Here is a 15,881-nt window from a genome sequence, read left to right as displayed (position 1 = left end):
AAGGCCAGGCGTGAGCGGGTCGGGCTCAGACCTCGGCCGAGGGCTCCAGGAACTCCAGCCGGTTGCCCAGCTTGTCCGCGGAGTGGAAACGCCGGTAGCCGGGGAAGTTGTCGTCCCAGACCACCGGGTGACCGTGCGTCCTGAGCCGGGCGGCCAGCTCGTCCAGCGAACGGACCAGGATGCCCGGGTGGGACTTGCGCGCCGGGGCGAACTCCGGCACCACCCCCAGGTGCACCTCGAGTCCGCCGCCGCGGAACCAGCAGCCGCCACGTGCCGCGAGCACCGGGGGCTTCTCCACCTCGGTCATCCCCAGCACCCCCGCCCAGAACTCCCGGCACAGGTCTTCCGCACCCGCCGGGATGTCCAACTGGACGTGGTGCAGGCGCTCGAACGAAAAGCTCTCCCCGGCAGCGGACATGGTGTCTCCCCCTCCGACCCCTGTGGCCCCGTGACCTGTTGTCATTTCCGTACGGACCGGGCCCGAGACTACTCCGGCCCGGGACACGGGCAAGGGCCAAACGCGGGCATTACACAGTGTGGCGATGATCGGACCGTACGTTGGGTGGGTGGAGCAGAGCATCCGTACCCAGCCGCCAGGGCCCAGACGGCGACCGCCAGCCGGTACCGCCGCCGAGGCCGCCGTACCGGGGCCCGCCGGACCCCCCGACTCCCGGTTGCGGCCGTCCCGGCCGCGCACGGCCGCCGGTGTCCGTCCGGTCCCGCCGAAGGCGCGGCTGCGACTGCCGCTCCACTTCGGCGCCCGGGAACGGCCGCGAAGCGGGCGGCCCGCCCGGCTGACGGCCATCGGCACCGGGGTGGTGGCACTGGCCGGGACGGTCCTGCTCGCCGCAGTGGACCGGGCCCTGTTCGACGGGCTCGGCGTGCTGTTCGGCATCGGCTACCTGGTGGTCTGCTTCCAGCTGGCCGTACGGGTGCGGTTCGCCGACCTGGCCGCCGCACCGATCAGCGGGCCGATCGCCTTCGCCGTGGCGCTGCTGCTCTTCGGACCGGTCGCCGCACCCGGGGTGACGGGACAGGTGGTGGCGCTGGCGAGCGGGCTGGCGCTGCGAGCCACCTGGCTGTTCTCCGGCACGGGTCTCGCCGGGGTGATCGTGGCCGCCCGGTTCGTGGCGCAGCGCCGCCTCCGCCGCGGCCGGGTCAACGGCTGAGGATCTTGGGCACACCGCCGGCCGTGCACCGCGCGGGTGCGCGGGTACCCGATCAGCCATGCACCACCAGGGGCGCGAGGAACTGCGCGACCAGCCCTCTACGAAGGTGCATGGTTTCTCGCGCAGTTCCTCGCGCCCCCAGAAGCTGCTCCATTGGCCGCCCTGTGGTGCGGGGCTGAGGATTCAGCCTGCCTTGGCGGCGGCCATGGCCGCGCCGACGATGCCCGCGTCGTTGCGCAGCCGCGCCGGTACGACCGCTGCCTCGCGCTGCTTCAGCAGTGGCAGGAACTTCTCGTGCTTGCGGCTGACGCCGCCGCCGATGACGATCAGCTGCGGGGAGAAGAGCCGCTCCACCAGATCGAGGTACTCGTCCACCCGGACCGCCCACTCGGCCCAGCTGAGATCGTGCCGCTCGCGGGCCGCCGCGGAGGCCCGGCGTTCGGCGTCCTTGCCGCGCAGCTCCAGGTGGCCGAGCTCGGTGTTGGGCACCAGGACGCCGTCCACGAAGAGGCCGCTGCCGATACCCGTCCCGAAGGTGAGGACGAGCACCACCCCGCCCTGGTCGCGTCCGGCGCCGTAGGTGATCTCGGCGAGACCGGCCGCGTCGGCGTCGTTGAGCACGACGGTGGGGAGATCGAGAGCCTGACGGAAGAGCTCCTGGGCGTCCAGGCCGACCCAGCCCTGGTCGACGTTGGCGGCGGTGCGGGTGTGCCCGCCGACCACCACGGCGGGGAAGGTGAGCCCGACCGGGCCCTGGTGGCCGAAGTGGCGGACCACCTCGCAGACGGCGCTCGCCACGGCCTCCGGCGAGGCCGGGTGCGGTGTCAGGACCTTGTAGCGCTCCTCGGCGAGCTCGCCGCGCGCCAGATCGACGGGCGCGCCCTTGATGCCCGAGCCGCCGATGTCCACACCGAATACCGTCGTCATCCCCGCGCCTCCGTCAGCTGGTCGACTTGTCCACAGCCTGTGCACAAACGTACGGGCGTCAGGCCGTGCCCGCCTGCTGATACCCGGGCCCGGACGCCACGATGCCCGGGAACCGTCGAGTTCCCGGGCATCGGTGGCAGTGCTCAGAGCTTGCCGGCCGCCTCGGCGCGCAGGTCGCGGCGCAGCTCCTTGGGCAGCGAGAAGATCAGGTGCTCCTCGGCGGTCTTGACGGTCTCCACGTCGGCGTAGCCGCGCTCGGCGAGGAAGGTCAGGACACCCTCGACCAGGATCTCCGGCACCGAGGCGCCGCTGGTCAGACCGACCGTGGTGACGCCCTCCAGCCAGGTCTCGTCGATCTCCTCGGCGAAGTCGACCAGGTGGGCCGCCTTGGCGCCGTACTCCAGGCCGACCTCGACCAGGCGGACGGAGTTGGAGGAGTTCTTGGAGCCGACCACGATCAGCAGATCCGTCTCGGGGGCCATCTGCTTGACGGCGACCTGACGGTTCTGGGTGGCGTAGCAGATGTCGTCGCTGGGCGGGCTGACCAGCAGCGGGAAGCGCTTCTTCAGCTCGCCGACGGTGGCCATGGTCTCGTCCACCGAGAGGGTGGTCTGGGAGAGCCAGACGACCTTGGACTCGTCGCGGACCTGCACGTTGGCCACGTCCTCGGCGCCGTCCACCAGGTGGATCCGGTCCGGGGCCTCGCCCATCGTGCCGATGACCTCCTCGTGGCCCTCGTGGCCCACCAGCAGGATGTCGTAGTCCTCGTCCGCGAACCGGACGGCCTCCTTGTGGACCTTGGTCACCAGGGGGCAGGTGGCGTCGATGGTGGCGAGCTTGCCCGCCCTCGCCTCGTCGTGCACCGCGGGGGCCACACCGTGCGCCGAGAAGACCACGATCGAGCCCTCGGGCACCTCCTCCGTCTCGTCGACGAAGATCGCGCCCTGCTTCTCCAGGGTCTGCACGACGTACTTGTTGTGCACGATCTGCTTGCGGACGTAGATCGGCGCCCCGTACTGCTCCAGGGCCTTCTCCACGGCGATCACGGCGCGGTCGACACCCGCGCAGTAACCCCGGGGGGCGGCGAGCAGGACGCGGCGCTGAGCAGTGTTGGACATGGCACCCATGGTACGGGCCGACCCTCGCCCGTCCGGACGGAACATATACGCAACGGCGGCGGAACGGGCCGTGCCGCGCTGCCCGCGTGGCCTCCGCCGCCGGTGGGGAGGACGGTGCTCCGATGAGCAGAATGAGCGGGCGAGTCGAGTCGGGCGATCTGCGCCGCAGCCTGGGTGTGCGCGATCTGATGGTCTACGGCCTGCTGTTCATTGCCCCGATGCTCCGGTCGGGGTGTTCGGGGTGCTGGACGCCAAGAGCCACGGCGCGGTGGCGTCGGTGTATCTCGCGGCCACGGTCGCGATGGGGTTCACCGCCTTCTCGTACGCGCAGACGGTCCGCGCCGTACCGCAGGCCGGTTCGGTGTTCGCCTATGCGCGGGCCGGCCTGGGCGAGGGGCCGGGCTTCGTCGCCGGGTGGATGACGATGCTGGACTACCTGCTGATTCCGGCCGTGGCGTACCTCTTCTCCGGGATCGCGATGAACTCGCTGGTGCCCGGGGTGTCCCGATGGGTGTGGACGCTGCTGGCGGTGCTGGTGACCACCGGGCTGAACCTGGCCGGCGTGCGGACGGCGGCGCTCGGCTTCGCGGTGCTTGCGATGGAGGTCGCGGTGCTGCTGGTGTTCGCGGTCTCGGCGGTGGTGGTGCTGGTCCGCGACGGGGCGCACCGGGACTGGTGGTCACCGCTGACCGGCGTGGGCTCCTTCTCACTGACGGCGCTGCTCGGCATCGCGGTGATCGTCGCGGTGCTGGTCGAGGCCTCCCGTACCGCCCAGGTGGTCGGCGGGGCCTGGCTGGTGGCGGGCCTGCCGGTGCTCGCCGCCCAGGGCACCGCTGTCGGCCGCCGGGGATAGCCTCGTACGCATGGCCAACACCAGTTCTCCCGAGGCGCCCATCCCGGTCGGCAAGGTCTCCGCGCTGATCGGGGGCTGGATCGACCGGCTCGGCGAGGTGTGGGTGGAGGGACAGATCACCCAGCTCAGCCGGCGTCCCGGCGCGGGGGTGGTGTTCCTGACACTGCGTGATCCCGAGCGGGACATCTCACTGACCGTCACCTGCTTCCGCTCCGTCTTCGACCGGGTCGCCGAGGACGTCCAGGAGGGCTCACGGGTCGTCGTGCACGCCAAGCCCGAGTGGTACGCGGCGCGCGGCACCCTCTCGCTGCGGGCCTCCGAGATCCGGCTGATGGGGCTGGGCGAGCTGCTCGCCCGCCTTGAGCACCTCAAGCGGAAACTCGCGGCCGAGGGACTGTTCGCGCCCGAGCGCAAGCAGCGTCTGCCGTTCCTGCCGCACTGCATCGGCCTGGTGACCGGGCGCGGTTCGGCCGCCGAGCGGGACGTCCTGGAGAACGCGCGGCGGCGCTGGCCCGCGGTCCGCTTCGAGGTTCGGAACGTACCGGTTCAGGGCGTGAACGCGGTGGCCCAGGTGTCGGCCGCGGTAAGGGAGTTGGACGCGCACCCCGAGGTGGACGTGATCGTCGTCGCCCGGGGCGGCGGCAGCGTCGAGGACCTACTGCCCTTCTCCGACGAGGAGTTGGTGCGCACGGTCGCCGCCGCCCGTACGCCCGTGGTGAGCGCGATCGGGCACGAGCCGGACCAGCCGCTGCTCGACTTCGTCGCCGATCTGCGGGCCTCCACTCCGACGGACGCCGCCAAGCGGATCGTTCCTGACGTCGGCGAGGAGCTGGCCAAGGTGCACCAGCTGCGGGACCGCGCCAGGCGGCAGGTCTTCGGGCGGGTCGAGCGCGAGCTGGCCGGCCTGGCGAGCGTCCGCAGCCGTCCCGTGCTGGCCGCGCCGCACCGGCTGGTGGACGGCCCCGCCGACGAGGTGGCCGCGCTGCTCGGCCGGACCCGGCGCTGCCTCGGCCACCGGCTGGACGCGGCGGAGTCCGACCTCGGCCACACCCTCGCCCGGGTCGTGGCACTCTCGCCGCTGGCCACGCTGGAGCGCGGCTACGCCGTGCTGCAACGGGCCGACGGGCACGTGGTCACCGACTCGGCGCAGGTCACGGCGGGGGAGCAGCTGCACGCCCGGGTCGCCGAGGGCACCTTCGCGGTCAGGGTCGAGGAGAACTGAGGCCCTGCCCCACGGCGCATCCTCACCGTGGGAGACCCGACCGCCCAGCCATGCGCCCCTGAGGCAGTGCGTGGCCGGGCACTCGGTTGTACGTCCGCGCGTCCGGGCCGGCTCGCCCCGTTCGGCTTGGCCGGATTGTCGGCGGCAGCCCCTACGCTGGCGCCATGGCAGATCAGCAGACGGCAGGCCGGGGGAACAGCGGCACCGACGACAGCCTGGGGTACGAGCAGGCCAGGGACGCGCTGCTGGAGGTGGTGCGGCAGCTGGAGACCGGCGGTGTTCCGCTGGAGGAGTCACTGGCGCTGTGGGAGCGCGGCGAGCAGCTGGCGAAGGTCTGCCAGCGCTGGCTGGACGGCGCCCGGGCCCGGCTGGACGCGGCGCTGGCGGCCGAGGAGGGTGCCGACGGCGAGGAGGCGTGAGCCGGGCCTGAGCACGATCGGAGGAACGTGACCCGCATCACTGGCAGCTTGCGGAATAGTTGAATATTCACATACCGTTGGACCAGGCGAGCGGCAGTACTGCCGCCCCGACGCTTTCGTTTCCAGCTAAAGGTGTAGAAGCATGACGACCGCAGCCAACGACGCCCTGGTGCTCGACGCCGCCGCGCAGGACCTCCTCTTCCGCGAGGCCCGCACCGCCAACACGTTCTCCGACGAGCCGGTCAGCGACGAGCTGGTCAAGGCCATCTACGAGCTGGTCAAGTTCGGCCCGACCGCCTTCAACCAGCAGCCGCTGCGCATCGTCCTGGTCCGCACCGCCGAGAGCCGCGAGCGCCTGGTGCAGCACCTGGCCGAGGGCAACCAGGCCAAGACCGCCGCCGCCCCGCTGGTGGCGATCCTGGCCCAGGACAACGAGTTCCACGAGGAGCTGCCGTCCCAGCTGCCGCACTTCCCGCAGGCCAAGGACATGTTCTTCTCGGAGCGTCCGGTCCGTGAGTCCTCCGCCACGCTCAACGGCGCCCTCCAGGCCGCGTACTTCATCATCGGCGTCCGCGCCGCCGGCCTGGCCGCCGGCCCGATGACCGGTTACGACGCCGCGGCCCTGAACAAGGAGTTCTTCCCCGACGGCGACCACTCGGTGCTGGCCGTGGTCAACATCGGCAAGCCGGGCGAGAACGCCTGGTTCCCGCGCAGCCCGCGCCTGGAGTACGACCAGGTCGTCACCACCGTCTGACACGGGGCTCCGGCGTCCCCGTACTGCGCAGAAGGCCCCCGGCTGTGACAGCCGGGGGCCTTCTGCGCAGTACGGGGGACATTGCCCCGGGCGCTACTTCAGCGACTGTGCGAGCTGCGAGAGCTCCTGGTAGGAGGCACTGCCGGTGACGACCGTGGTCGCACTGCCGGTCTGCACGGTCAGCCCGCGGTACCGGCTGCCCTGGTAGCGTTCCCACTCCTGACCGGCGACCGTGGCGGAACCGTCCGGCTTCCCGTCCAGGACCGCGGACGCGATGACCTCGTCCCGGCCGCCGTTGCTCTGCTCCACGGCGGCGTACTGGCCGGACGGGGTCACAAAGCCCAGGTGCCAGACGGCGTTGCCCTTGGTGTCCTTGCGGTACTCCACCGATGTGGCCCGCCACTTGTCGGAGAGGCCCTCGGGACCCAGCAGCGGGTACGGCGCGGCCCGCTTCGCCGAGGCCAGCGAGGACCGGTAGTCCACCACGTGCACGCCGTCACCGGCATCGTGCGGGAGGAAGGCGTATCCCACCGCGACCACGACACCGACGCCCGCCATCGACAGGATCATGTCCCGTACCGTCTGGCGGCCTCTCATGCTGCTGTTCCCTGCCACCCCCTCATGGTGACCCATCGGTGTCCCGACGCCTGCACCCGGGGTCCGCACGGAGGGCTGAAACGGCTCAAAACCACCCGGAGTCGCAGGTAGCGGCGGGACGCGCCACAGACAGTCATCTCATGGCCAGATACGATCGCAACACCCTCATCACGGCGTTCGACCAGGCAAGTAGTCGGGCGCTTACTGGCCGTCGCGTACAGAGAGGTAACGACGATGACCACGCATGCCTTTGCAAACGAACACAGGCCGCACACTCTTCCCCGATCACTTGAGGTCGCCCCCGAGGCTCCGGACCGGAACCTCGCCCTTGAACTCGTCCGTGTCACCGAGGCCGCCGCCATGGCGGCCGGCCGCTGGGTCGGCCGAGGCGACAAGAACGGCGCCGACGGCGCCGCCGTGAAGGCCATGCGCGCCCTCGTCTCCACCGTCTCGATGAACGGCGTTGTCGTCATCGGCGAGGGCGAGAAGGACGAGGCCCCGATGCTCTACAACGGCGAGCGGGTCGGCGACGGCACCGGCGCCGAGTGCGACGTCGCCGTGGACCCGGTGGACGGCACGACGCTCACCGCCAAGGGGATGAACAACGCCGTCGCGGTGCTGGCCGTGGCCGACCGCGGCACCATGTTCGACCCGAGCGCCGTCTTCTACATGGACAAGCTGGTGGCCGGCCCCGAGGCCGCCGACTTCGTCGACATCACCGCCCCGGCCGCCGTGAACATCCGCCGGGTCGCCAAGGCCAAGGGCAGCGCGGTCGAGGACGTCACGGTGGTCCTGCTGGACCGCCCGCGCCACGAGAAGCTGGCCCAGGAGATCCGCGAGGCGGGCGCCCGGATCAAGTTCATCTCGGACGGCGACGTGGCCGGCGCCATCATGGCCGCCCGCGAGGGCACCGGCATCGACCTGCTGATGGGCGTCGGCGGCACCCCCGAGGGCATCATCGCGGCCTGCGCGATGAAGTGCATGGGCGGTGTCATCCAGGGCCGACTGTGGCCCAAGGACGAGGCCGAGCGCCAGAAGGCCCTGGACGCCGGGCACGACCTCGACCGCGTACTCACCACCGACGACCTGGTCAGCGGCGAGAACGTCTTCTTCGTCGCCACCGGTATCACCGACGGCGAGCTGCTGCGCGGTGTCCACTACCGCCAGGAGACCGCCACCACCAGCTCGCTGGTGATGCGCTCCAAGAGCGGCACGATCCGCCAGATCGACTCGGTCCACAAGCTCTCGAAGCTGCGGGCCTACAGCGCGATCGACTTCGACCGGGCCAACTGACGGCGAAGTCCGGCCGGCAGCCGTCGGCCGAACGCTCTGCGGCCTCGGGGAAGGATCCCCGAGGCCGCAGGCCGTTCACCCCGCTATCCGCCTGGGTTCGCCCACCCTGCGGGCGTCGCGCAGCTCGCCCTCGCGGCGGCGCCGCCGGGCCAGCACCACACGCCGTTCGGCCGCCGTCAGCCCGCCCCACACCCCGTAGGGCTCCGGCTGGGCGAGTGCGTGCTCCCGGCACTCCAGCAGCACCGGGCAGCGGGCACAGACCTGCTTGGCCTGCTCCTCCCGGGACAGCCGGGCCGCGGTGGGCTCCTTCGAGGGTGCGAAGAACAGTCCGGCCTCGTCGCGGCGGCAGGCCGCGCCGGTGTGCCAGGGACTGTCCTCGGGGCGGTCGAGCTGCTGCGTCCCGGCGCCGACCGGGCCGGCGGGACTGTGTCGCCCCACCACCACGACAGCGGTACGGGCGCTGGACTCGATCGGATGCAGCACGGCTTACTCCTACGAGGTTTCGAGACTCGGGGGAAGGCTCGCATCACTGCCGGCTGCCCCGTCCTCACCCCGTCGGGCCTCGGCCAGTTCGGCGTCTGTCGCCCCCGGGGTCACAGCCGTACAAGAAACGATGTGCGGGAGGAACTACCCCGCGGTATCCCGGTTCATGCACACCGCACCCGACCGACTACGGACTGCACTCACCCCAGGGGCAAGTGCCGGGCGGCTGGTTGACGGTGCGTGAGCCCCGCGCCGGGGCCCGGAAACAGCGACACCGGTCCGGACGTGTGCAACTGCCCGGGCCAGTGCGGGTGTTCGGGCGGCGAGGGCTCAGAGCTCCAGCTGCCTGCGGACCCACTCGCGGAGCTTCTTGCCCCGGCGCGGCTTGGCGTCGCAGCCGCCGAAGATCGCCGCGCCCTTCACCCTGACCACCGGCGCGTACGGGTCGGCCGCCGTCTGCTCCTGTACCGAGAAGCCGCCGAAGATGCCGACACCGCCACCGTGCAGGCTCACGTTCTCCGGCACCTTGATGTCCACCCCGCCGAAGATCGCGGTCACCTCGATGACCACCTCGGGCGACTCGAACACCGCGTCGGTGAGGTCGATGTCCACCCCGCCGAACACGGCCACCGCGCGCAGGTGGGCCCCCACCCGCCAACGGCCCTTGCGCTCGGCGCCGCCGAAGACCGCCACCATCGTCGGCGCCTCCTGCCGGGCCGGCGGCCTGGGCGCCTGGGCGGGCGCGGGGGCCGGCTGGTGCAGCGGGGGCTTCTCCATCGAGATCGGGCGGTGCGCGGGCAGATCCCGGGTCAGCGGGACGAGTTCACCGAAAGTCCTGGCAGCGTACGCGGCCTCGATCCGCTCGGAGTGCTCCTCCATCGTGAGCCGCCCCTCCGCGTACGCGTCGCGCAGGATCTCGGCGATCCGCTCGCGGTCGGCGTCCGAGGCCCGCAGATCGGCCTCGGCGACGGGAGCGGTGTCGGGCGCAGCCGGCTTCGGAGCGGGCACCGGTGCCTGCGCGGCCTGCGACACCGGTGACTGCTCGGACTTGGTCATGGGTACGGGCTGCTGGCCCTGGTCGTCCTGCGATGACGGCGAGTTGTCCACAGCCCAAGACTAGCCATCCACTCCCCGGCCGAACGGCAGTTCACCACGAGCCGACGGATCGGCGTGACCCCCGTCACGCAGGCTCACCTGCCCGCACCGAGCCCCCGGCCGCCACCTACCCTTGAGGGTGCTTCGTCGTCGCAGCCGGATCAGTTAAGGACCTCCCCATGGCTCCCACGCCAGAGTTCGCCTACTCCGACCTCCTCCCGCTCGGTACGGACCCGACTCCGTACCGCAAGCTGACCTCCGAGGGTGTCAGCACCTTCGAGGCCGGGGGCCGTACCTTCCTTCAGGTCGAGCCGGAGGCCCTGCGGCTGCTCACCGCCGAGGCGATGCACGACATCTCGCACTACCTCCGGCCCGCGCACCTCGCCCAGCTGCGCCGCATCCTGGACGACCCCGAGGCCAGCCCCAACGACCGCTTCGTGGCGCTGGACCTGCTGAAGAACGTCAACATCTCGGCCGGCGGCATCCTGCCGATGTGCCAGGACACCGGTACCGCGATCGTCATGGGCAAGCGCGGCCAGAACGTGCTGACGGCGGGGTCCGACGAGGCCGCCGTCGCACGCGGCGTCTACGACGCGTACACCAAGCTCAACCTGCGGTACTCCCAGATGGCTCCGGTCACCATGTGGGACGAGAAGAACACCGGCAACAACCTGCCCGCCCAGATCGAGCTCTACGCGACCGACGGCGACGCGTACAAGTTCCTGTTCATGGCCAAGGGCGGCGGCAGCGCCAACAAGTCGTACCTGTACCAGGAGACCAAGGCGATTCTCAACGAGTCGTCGATGCTGACCTTCCTGGAGCAGAAGATCCGTTCGCTGGGCACGGCCGCCTGCCCGCCGTACCACCTGGCGATCGTCGTCGGCGGCACCAGCGCGGAGTTCGCGCTCAAGACCGCCAAGTACGCCTCGGCGCACTACCTGGACAACCTGCCTACCTCGGGTGACGCCAAGACCGGCCACGGCTTCCGTGACCTGGAGCTGGAGCAGAAGGTCACCGAGCTGACCCAGAAGATCGGCATCGGCGCCCAGTTCGGCGGCAAGTACTTCTGCCACGACGTCCGCGTGATCCGCCTGCCCCGGCACGGCGCCTCGCTTCCCGTCGCGATGGCCGTCTCCTGCTCGGCCGACCGCCAGGCGCTCGGCAAGATCACAGCCGAGGGCATCTTCCTGGAGCAGCTGGAGACCGACCCGGCCAAGTACCTGCCGGACACCACCGACGAAGCCCTTCTGGTCAGCGGCTCCGCCGCGGGGGACGACTCGGTCGTCCGGGTGGACCTGAACCAGCCGATGTCCGAGATCCGGACGCAACTGTCCAAGTACCCCGTCAAGACCCGCCTTTCGCTCAGCGGCACCCTGGTCGTGGCCCGCGACATCGCGCACGCCAAGATCAAGGAACGGCTGGACGCGGGCGAGGGCATGCCCCAGTACATGCAGGACCACCCGGTCTACTACGCCGGCCCCGCCAAGACCCCCGAGGGCTACGCCTCCGGCTCCTTCGGCCCGACCACGGCCGGACGCATGGACTCCTACGTCGACCAGTTCCAGGCGGCGGGCGGTTCGATGGTCATGCTCGCCAAGGGCAACCGCTCCAAGCAGGTCACCAACGCCTGTGCCAAGCACGGCGGTTTCTACCTCGGCTCCATCGGCGGCCCGGCGGCCCGGCTCGCCCAGGACTGCATCAAGAAGGTCGAGGTCCTGGAGTACGCCGAGCTCGGCATGGAGGCCGTCTGGCGCATCGAGGTCGAGGACTTTCCGGCCTTCATCGTCGTCGACGACAAGGGCAACGACTTCTTCGCCGAGGTCACCGACGGCCCGCTGATCACCAACCTCCGGGTGCGCTCGGCCGAGTGACGCTTCGAGCCGTCCCGCCCGGTTCCCCCGGGAGCCGGGCGGGACGGCTCGGCTGCAAGGTTGCCGGGTCGCGGGAAGCGCGACCCGGCACCTCTGCCGGAAACGCGAAGTGCCCTGCATCGCCACCTTGGCGGGCAGGGCACAGACGTCGTACGTTACGGGCGGTTGATAACCGTCCCGAGCGGCTCGAAGCCGCCGTCCTTCTTGGGCTGCTGAGCGTCAGGGGCAGGCTCGGTCTCGGGGGCGCTGTCGTTCAGCCCGTTGAGGACGTCGAGAATGGGCTGGGCGTCGACGGCCGGGAGCGCGTGCTCGGTGGGCGCGGGCTGCTGGGGCACCACCGGCGTCTCGGCCGGTGCAGCGGTGGTGTTGGTGTCGGCCATGGATCGAGCCGCCTTTCGGGTCATCAGGTCACTTCGGCCCGACCGGAGAGTCAAGGCGCGAGCCCAGTATCGTAGTGTTCGGTAAATGTCTTATAAACACCCCGAGGCTCGTCTTCTTCTCCAACGTTTGCCCGCTTCCTCATAAGCTGGCGCCTCACGCGAGACCGTGGAGCGTGACGCTCGGGAAGCACCACCAATGCCATCGGGGGATCATATGGAGCTTCAGGAGAAGCCGCACGCGCTGCGCTTCCAGGTGCTCGGCCCCGTCCAGGCATGGCGCGAGGAACAGCCCCTCTCACTCGGCTCGCCCCAGCAGCAGGCCGTTCTGGTCGCCCTGCTGCTCAACCACGGCCGACCGGTGAGCACCCAGGATCTGGTCGACGGACTCTGGGGGGACCGGCCTCCGCCACAGGCGGTGGCCGCACTTCGCACCTATGTGTCGCGGCTCCGAACGGTAATCGAACCCCATCGTGAGGTGCGCACCCCCGCTGAGGTGCTGGTATCGGTGAGCGACGGTTATGCGCTGCGGATCCCCCCCGAGGCGCTCGACCTGGCGGCGTTTGAAGGTGAATATGCCGCTGCGGTCACCGCCAAGTCCAGCGGTGACTTCCGCGAGTCTCACCGTCTCCTCGTCTCCGCCCTCTCCCTGTGGAGCGGGCGCGCCTTGGCCGGAATCCCCGGACCGTACGCGGAGGCGCAGCGGATGCGCCTGGCCGAGCGTCAGATCACCACGGCCGAGGAGCGCTGTGCGGCAGCCCTGGAGATCGGGCTCCACGCGGAGACCGTGGCCGAGCTGAGCTCGCTCGCCGCCGAGCATCCGCTGCGGGAACGGCTCCGTGAGCTGCTGATGCTCGCCCTGTACCGCTGCGGCCGTCAGGCGGAGGCGCTGGGCGTCTACACCGACACCCGCAAGCTGCTGATCGAGGAACTCGGGGTCGAGCCGGGGTCCGGCCTGGGGTCGGTGCACACCCGGATCCTGGCCGGCGACCCCACCCTGATGCCGGCGCCCGCCTTGTTCGTCCGGGCGAGCGTCGCCGACGAGGCGGCGGCATTCGTCCCACCCGCACAACTTCCGGCCGACGTGTCCGACTTCAGCGGCCGTTCCGATCTCGTCGACGAACTCAAGAACGTCCTGGGAAGCGGCTCCGGGCAGGCCGTCGTCGTCACCTCGCTGGCCGGGATCGGCGGGGTCGGGAAGACCACCCTCGCCGTCCATGTCGCCCACCGTCTGCGATCGGAGTTCCCTGACGGGCAGTTGTACACCGACCTGCGCGGCGCCGGCGCTTCGCCGGCCGACCCCGCCGTGGTGCTGGGCGACTTCCTCTATGCGCTGGGGGCCTCCGAGACCCCCGACACTCTTGAGCAGCGTGCCGCGCTGTACCGGTCGCTGCTCGCCGACCGGCGGATGCTCATCCTGCTCGACAACGCCAGGGACGCCCAGCAGCTCAGGCCGCTGATCCCCGGCATCTCCAGCAGCGCCGTCCTGGTGACCAGCCGTTCCAGGCTGGCCGAACTGCCCGGAGCCCACCTGGTGGACGTCGAGGAGCTGACACCGGAGGAAGCCCTGGCACTGTTCTCCGCCATCGTCGGTGAGCAGCGCGTGGCGGCCGAACCCGAAGCGGCCCTCGCCGTCGTCACGGCCTGCGGATTCCTGCCGCTGGCCGTTCGTATCGCTGCCGCGCGGCTGGCCAGCCGCCCGCGCTGGAGCGTCTCCGATCTGGCCCGTCGGTTAGCGGACCAGCGACGGCGGCTGAGTGAGCTGCAGCTCGGAAACCTGGCCGTGGAGACCACGATCGGCCTCGGCTACGGACAGCTGAAGACGGAGGAGGCCCGTGCCTTCCGGCTGCTCTCGCTGGTCGATTCGCCCGACCTTCCGCTGACCGCCGTCGCGGACCTGCTGGGAACCGGCGAGGACGAGGCGGAGGCGCTGGCGGAGGCGCTGGTCGAGGCCAACATGCTGGAGTGCTTCACACCCGGCCGCTACCGGTACCACGACCTGCTCCGGCTGTTCGCCCAGCGCCAGAACGAGCGGCTCAAGGACACCGCCGCCCAGCATGCCGCGCTGCTCCGGCTGCTGGACGCACTGCTTGCGACCATGCGAAACGCCGCGCAGGCGATCGAGCCCGACGACATGCTGACGGAGCCGCTCCACAAGCCGGTCTCGTCGGGCCTGTCCTTCGCGGACAGCGACGCCGCCAGGGACTGGCTGCGGTCGGAACTGGCCCTGGTGCTCAGCAGTGTCGAAGCCGCGGTCCAGGAGCACCTGGAGCTGCTGCGGCCCGCCGTGGATCTGCTGATCGTGCTGAACGGCCTGGTCGAGGATCCGACCCACGGGCAGCGGATACGGGTGGCCCTGGACGTTGCCGACACCCATGCCAGATCGAACGCGGACGACGCGGCTCTCGCTCGGATCCAGCTTGCCCGTGGCTTTCTTCAGCATGTCGCCGGCGAGTACCACGATGCGGAGGTCTCGTTCCGCCGCAGCCTGGAGTGCCAGGGCAAGGACGATCAGACCCAACTGCGAGTCAACGCAGCCAACCTGCTGGGCGTGGTGCTGAGTCTGGCCGATCGCCCCGCCGAGGCGCTGCCGTTCTTCGAAGAGGCTCGGGTGATCAGTCGCAGTCTCGGGGCGACGATCAGTGAGGCCCGGCTGTTGGGCAATATGGCCCGCGCCCATGCCGACCTCGGGCAGCAGGAAGAGGCTGCGGTCTCGGCGCAGGCTGCCGTGGAGGCGGCCCGCGTTTCGGGCAATGCACCCTGTCTGGCGGACACGCTCTACCAACTCGGTGTCGTGCTGCGCTCCACCGGTTCGGCCGGCGAGGCGGCGGCACGGCTGCGGGAGGCGCACCAGCTGTACCAGGCGGTGCAGCGCCGGATCTGGGAGGGCTACTCGCTCGCCCGGCTGGCACCCTGCCTGCTGGCGGAGAGCCAGTTCCCCGAGGCCGCCGAGGCAGCCGAGGAGGCGCTGGCCATCGCGCAGGAGCTGGATGCGGCCTACTGCCAGGGGCTGGCGAACGCGGCACTCGGCGAGGCGCTCCTGGAGTTGGGCCAGCCTGCGCGTGGACTGGCTTGCCTCCAGGAGGCGCACTCGATCTTCACGCGGCTCGGTGTGCCTGAGGCCCTCCCCCTGCAGGACCTCATCGAGCAGCAGCACACCGAGCCCTCCGCACCCCCCGTGGCGCCGTGACCCCCGTCCCCCGACAGAAGGTCGTCCCCCCGTGCGTCGGCGTTCCCGCAGCCCCCCGGCTGCGGGAACGCCTTGACGCTTCCCCGGCGCTGATAGAACTCTGTCAGATGCCGATTGACGTTCAATAAACGCCCCATGACAGCGCGTTTGTGCAGGTCAGAGGCCATGGCAGGGGGAGGCCACGCGGCGCGGGACAGCTGGCCGCACCACCCCCTCCTGCCCCGATGTGCTCCCACGATCCCGGCCAAATTCGTCTGGGCGACCACGAGTTGGCCGGAAAGGGATCCCATGGCCGAGTGATCACGCCTATCCTCGGAGGCCAGTGCAGTGTGTCCGAAGCACTGTGGGGATCGGCGCGGACGGGGCAGGGGGCCGAGCGGGGAGCTCGGCACGGCGGGAAGCGCGAGAGCGGGCAACGGGACACGGGAACCAGCAAGGCAGCAGGCAGCACAGTGACGCGGGAGCGTGGCGGACCGCAGCGGACGGCGGGACCGGGGGCCGAGGAGGGCCGTC

14 protein-coding genes and 1 pseudogene are annotated in these 15,881 nt (G+C 70.8%); 8 read left to right on the top strand and 7 right to left on the bottom strand.

Translation table 11 applies throughout. The annotated features are described in order from the left end of the window. Window positions 1-25: 25 nt before the first annotated feature. Window positions 26-418 (bottom strand): glyoxalase, encoded by a 393-nt coding sequence (locus P3T39_RS00480; RefSeq protein ID WP_280695189.1) that lies wholly within the window; start codon window positions 416-418, stop codon window positions 26-28. A gap of 148 nt (window positions 419-566) precedes the next feature. Here P3T39_RS00480 and P3T39_RS00475 point away from each other — a divergent pair, with 148 nt between their 5' ends. Further along, window positions 567-1,169 (top strand): DUF6542 domain-containing protein, encoded by a 603-nt coding sequence (locus P3T39_RS00475; RefSeq protein WP_280695188.1) that lies wholly within the window; start codon window positions 567-569, stop codon window positions 1,167-1,169. A 183-nt stretch (window positions 1,170-1,352) separates the two neighbouring features. On the opposite strand, the gene ppgK is transcribed toward P3T39_RS00475, so the two are convergent. Next, complete coding sequence (gene ppgK, locus P3T39_RS00470) at window positions 1,353-2,096, bottom strand: polyphosphate--glucose phosphotransferase (RefSeq protein WP_280695187.1); 744 nt, start codon at window positions 2,094-2,096, stop codon at window positions 1,353-1,355. A gap of 143 nt (window positions 2,097-2,239) precedes the next feature. Next, window positions 2,240-3,223 (bottom strand): 4-hydroxy-3-methylbut-2-enyl diphosphate reductase, encoded by a 984-nt coding sequence (locus P3T39_RS00465; protein ID WP_280695186.1) that lies wholly within the window; start codon window positions 3,221-3,223, stop codon window positions 2,240-2,242. Window positions 3,224-3,336: 113 nt separating this feature from the next. Here P3T39_RS00465 and P3T39_RS00460 point away from each other — a divergent pair. From P3T39_RS00460 to P3T39_RS00445, 4 genes and pseudogenes are all read left to right on the top strand, one after another. After that, a pseudogene (locus P3T39_RS00460) lies at window positions 3,337-3,965 on the top strand (amino acid permease); the annotation flags it as partial. 112 nt (window positions 3,966-4,077) lie between these two features. Continuing rightward, on the top strand, window positions 4,078-5,289 hold the full coding sequence (gene xseA / locus P3T39_RS00455; protein ID WP_280695185.1) for an exodeoxyribonuclease VII large subunit: 1,212 nt from the start codon (window positions 4,078-4,080) through the stop codon (window positions 5,287-5,289). A 164-nt stretch (window positions 5,290-5,453) separates the two neighbouring features. Then, window positions 5,454-5,708 carry an exodeoxyribonuclease VII small subunit gene (locus P3T39_RS00450; RefSeq protein ID WP_280695184.1) on the top strand — a complete coding sequence of 85 codons (255 nt, stop codon included), beginning with the start codon at window positions 5,454-5,456 and terminating at the stop codon, window positions 5,706-5,708. A 142-nt stretch (window positions 5,709-5,850) separates the two neighbouring features. Then, window positions 5,851-6,462, top strand: coding sequence for a malonic semialdehyde reductase (locus P3T39_RS00445; RefSeq protein WP_280695183.1), 612 nt, complete (start codon window positions 5,851-5,853; stop codon window positions 6,460-6,462). A gap of 93 nt (window positions 6,463-6,555) precedes the next feature. Here P3T39_RS00445 and P3T39_RS00440 read toward each other — a convergent pair whose 3' ends face one another. Then, complete coding sequence (locus P3T39_RS00440) at window positions 6,556-7,059, bottom strand: DUF4245 domain-containing protein (protein WP_280695182.1); 504 nt, start codon at window positions 7,057-7,059, stop codon at window positions 6,556-6,558. 234 nt (window positions 7,060-7,293) lie between these two features. On the opposite strand from P3T39_RS00440, the gene glpX reads away from it, so the two are divergent. Beyond that, window positions 7,294-8,352, top strand: a complete 1,059-nt coding sequence (gene glpX, locus P3T39_RS00435) for a class II fructose-bisphosphatase (protein WP_280695181.1) — start codon at window positions 7,294-7,296, stop codon at window positions 8,350-8,352. 75 nt (window positions 8,353-8,427) lie between these two features. On the opposite strand, the gene P3T39_RS00430 is transcribed toward glpX, so the two are convergent. Both P3T39_RS00430 and P3T39_RS00425 read right to left on the bottom strand, forming a co-directional pair. Continuing rightward, window positions 8,428-8,835, bottom strand: coding sequence for a WhiB family transcriptional regulator (locus tag P3T39_RS00430; RefSeq protein WP_280695180.1), 408 nt, complete (start codon window positions 8,833-8,835; stop codon window positions 8,428-8,430). A gap of 330 nt (window positions 8,836-9,165) precedes the next feature. Further along, window positions 9,166-9,942 (bottom strand): DUF1707 domain-containing protein, encoded by a 777-nt coding sequence (locus tag P3T39_RS00425; RefSeq protein ID WP_280695179.1) that lies wholly within the window; start codon window positions 9,940-9,942, stop codon window positions 9,166-9,168. A 167-nt stretch (window positions 9,943-10,109) separates the two neighbouring features. On the opposite strand from P3T39_RS00425, the gene P3T39_RS00420 reads away from it, so the two are divergent. Continuing rightward, window positions 10,110-11,801 (top strand): fumarate hydratase, encoded by a 1,692-nt coding sequence (locus tag P3T39_RS00420; protein ID WP_280695178.1) that lies wholly within the window; start codon window positions 10,110-10,112, stop codon window positions 11,799-11,801. A gap of 155 nt (window positions 11,802-11,956) precedes the next feature. Here the strand turns inward: P3T39_RS00420 and P3T39_RS00415 are convergent, their stop codons facing one another. Next, window positions 11,957-12,181, bottom strand: a complete 225-nt coding sequence (locus P3T39_RS00415; protein WP_280695177.1) for a hypothetical protein — start codon at window positions 12,179-12,181, stop codon at window positions 11,957-11,959. A 214-nt stretch (window positions 12,182-12,395) separates the two neighbouring features. Between P3T39_RS00415 and P3T39_RS00410 the strand changes: the two genes are divergently transcribed. Then, window positions 12,396-15,368 carry an AfsR/SARP family transcriptional regulator gene (locus P3T39_RS00410; protein WP_280695176.1) on the top strand — a complete coding sequence of 991 codons (2,973 nt, stop codon included), beginning with the start codon at window positions 12,396-12,398 and terminating at the stop codon, window positions 15,366-15,368. The last annotated feature ends 513 nt before the right edge of the window (window positions 15,369-15,881 follow it).

Source organism: Kitasatospora sp. GP82, assembly GCF_029892105.1.
In the GTDB taxonomy this organism is placed as follows: domain Bacteria; phylum Actinomycetota; class Actinomycetes; order Streptomycetales; family Streptomycetaceae; genus Kitasatospora.
Note: the sequence above shows the minus strand (reverse complement) of the source record. Positions and strands in the feature narration are given on the sequence as shown.

Bases quoted from the DNA above. Each gene is read 5' to 3' on its own strand.
- P3T39_RS00480 (WP_280695189.1), bottom strand. From the start codon at position 418: ATGTCCGCTGCCGGGGAGAGCTTTTCGTTCGAGCGCCTGCACCACGTC.
- ppgK (WP_280695187.1), bottom strand. From the start codon at position 2,096: ATGACGACGGTATTCGGTGTGGACATCGGCGGCTCGGGCATCAAGGGC.
- P3T39_RS00465 (WP_280695186.1), bottom strand. From the start codon at position 3,223: ATGGGTGCCATGTCCAACACTGCTCAGCGCCGCGTCCTGCTCGCCGCC.
- xseA (WP_280695185.1), top strand. From the start codon at position 4,078: ATGGCCAACACCAGTTCTCCCGAGGCGCCCATCCCGGTCGGCAAGGTC.
- P3T39_RS00450 (WP_280695184.1), top strand. From the start codon at position 5,454: ATGGCAGATCAGCAGACGGCAGGCCGGGGGAACAGCGGCACCGACGAC.
- P3T39_RS00445 (WP_280695183.1), top strand. From the start codon at position 5,851: ATGACGACCGCAGCCAACGACGCCCTGGTGCTCGACGCCGCCGCGCAG.
- P3T39_RS00440 (WP_280695182.1), bottom strand. From the start codon at position 7,059: ATGAGAGGCCGCCAGACGGTACGGGACATGATCCTGTCGATGGCGGGC.
- glpX (WP_280695181.1), top strand. From the start codon at position 7,294: ATGACCACGCATGCCTTTGCAAACGAACACAGGCCGCACACTCTTCCC.
- P3T39_RS00420 (WP_280695178.1), top strand. From the start codon at position 10,110: ATGGCTCCCACGCCAGAGTTCGCCTACTCCGACCTCCTCCCGCTCGGT.
- P3T39_RS00415 (WP_280695177.1), bottom strand. From the start codon at position 12,181: ATGGCCGACACCAACACCACCGCTGCACCGGCCGAGACGCCGGTGGTG.
- P3T39_RS00410 (WP_280695176.1), top strand. From the start codon at position 12,396: ATGGAGCTTCAGGAGAAGCCGCACGCGCTGCGCTTCCAGGTGCTCGGC.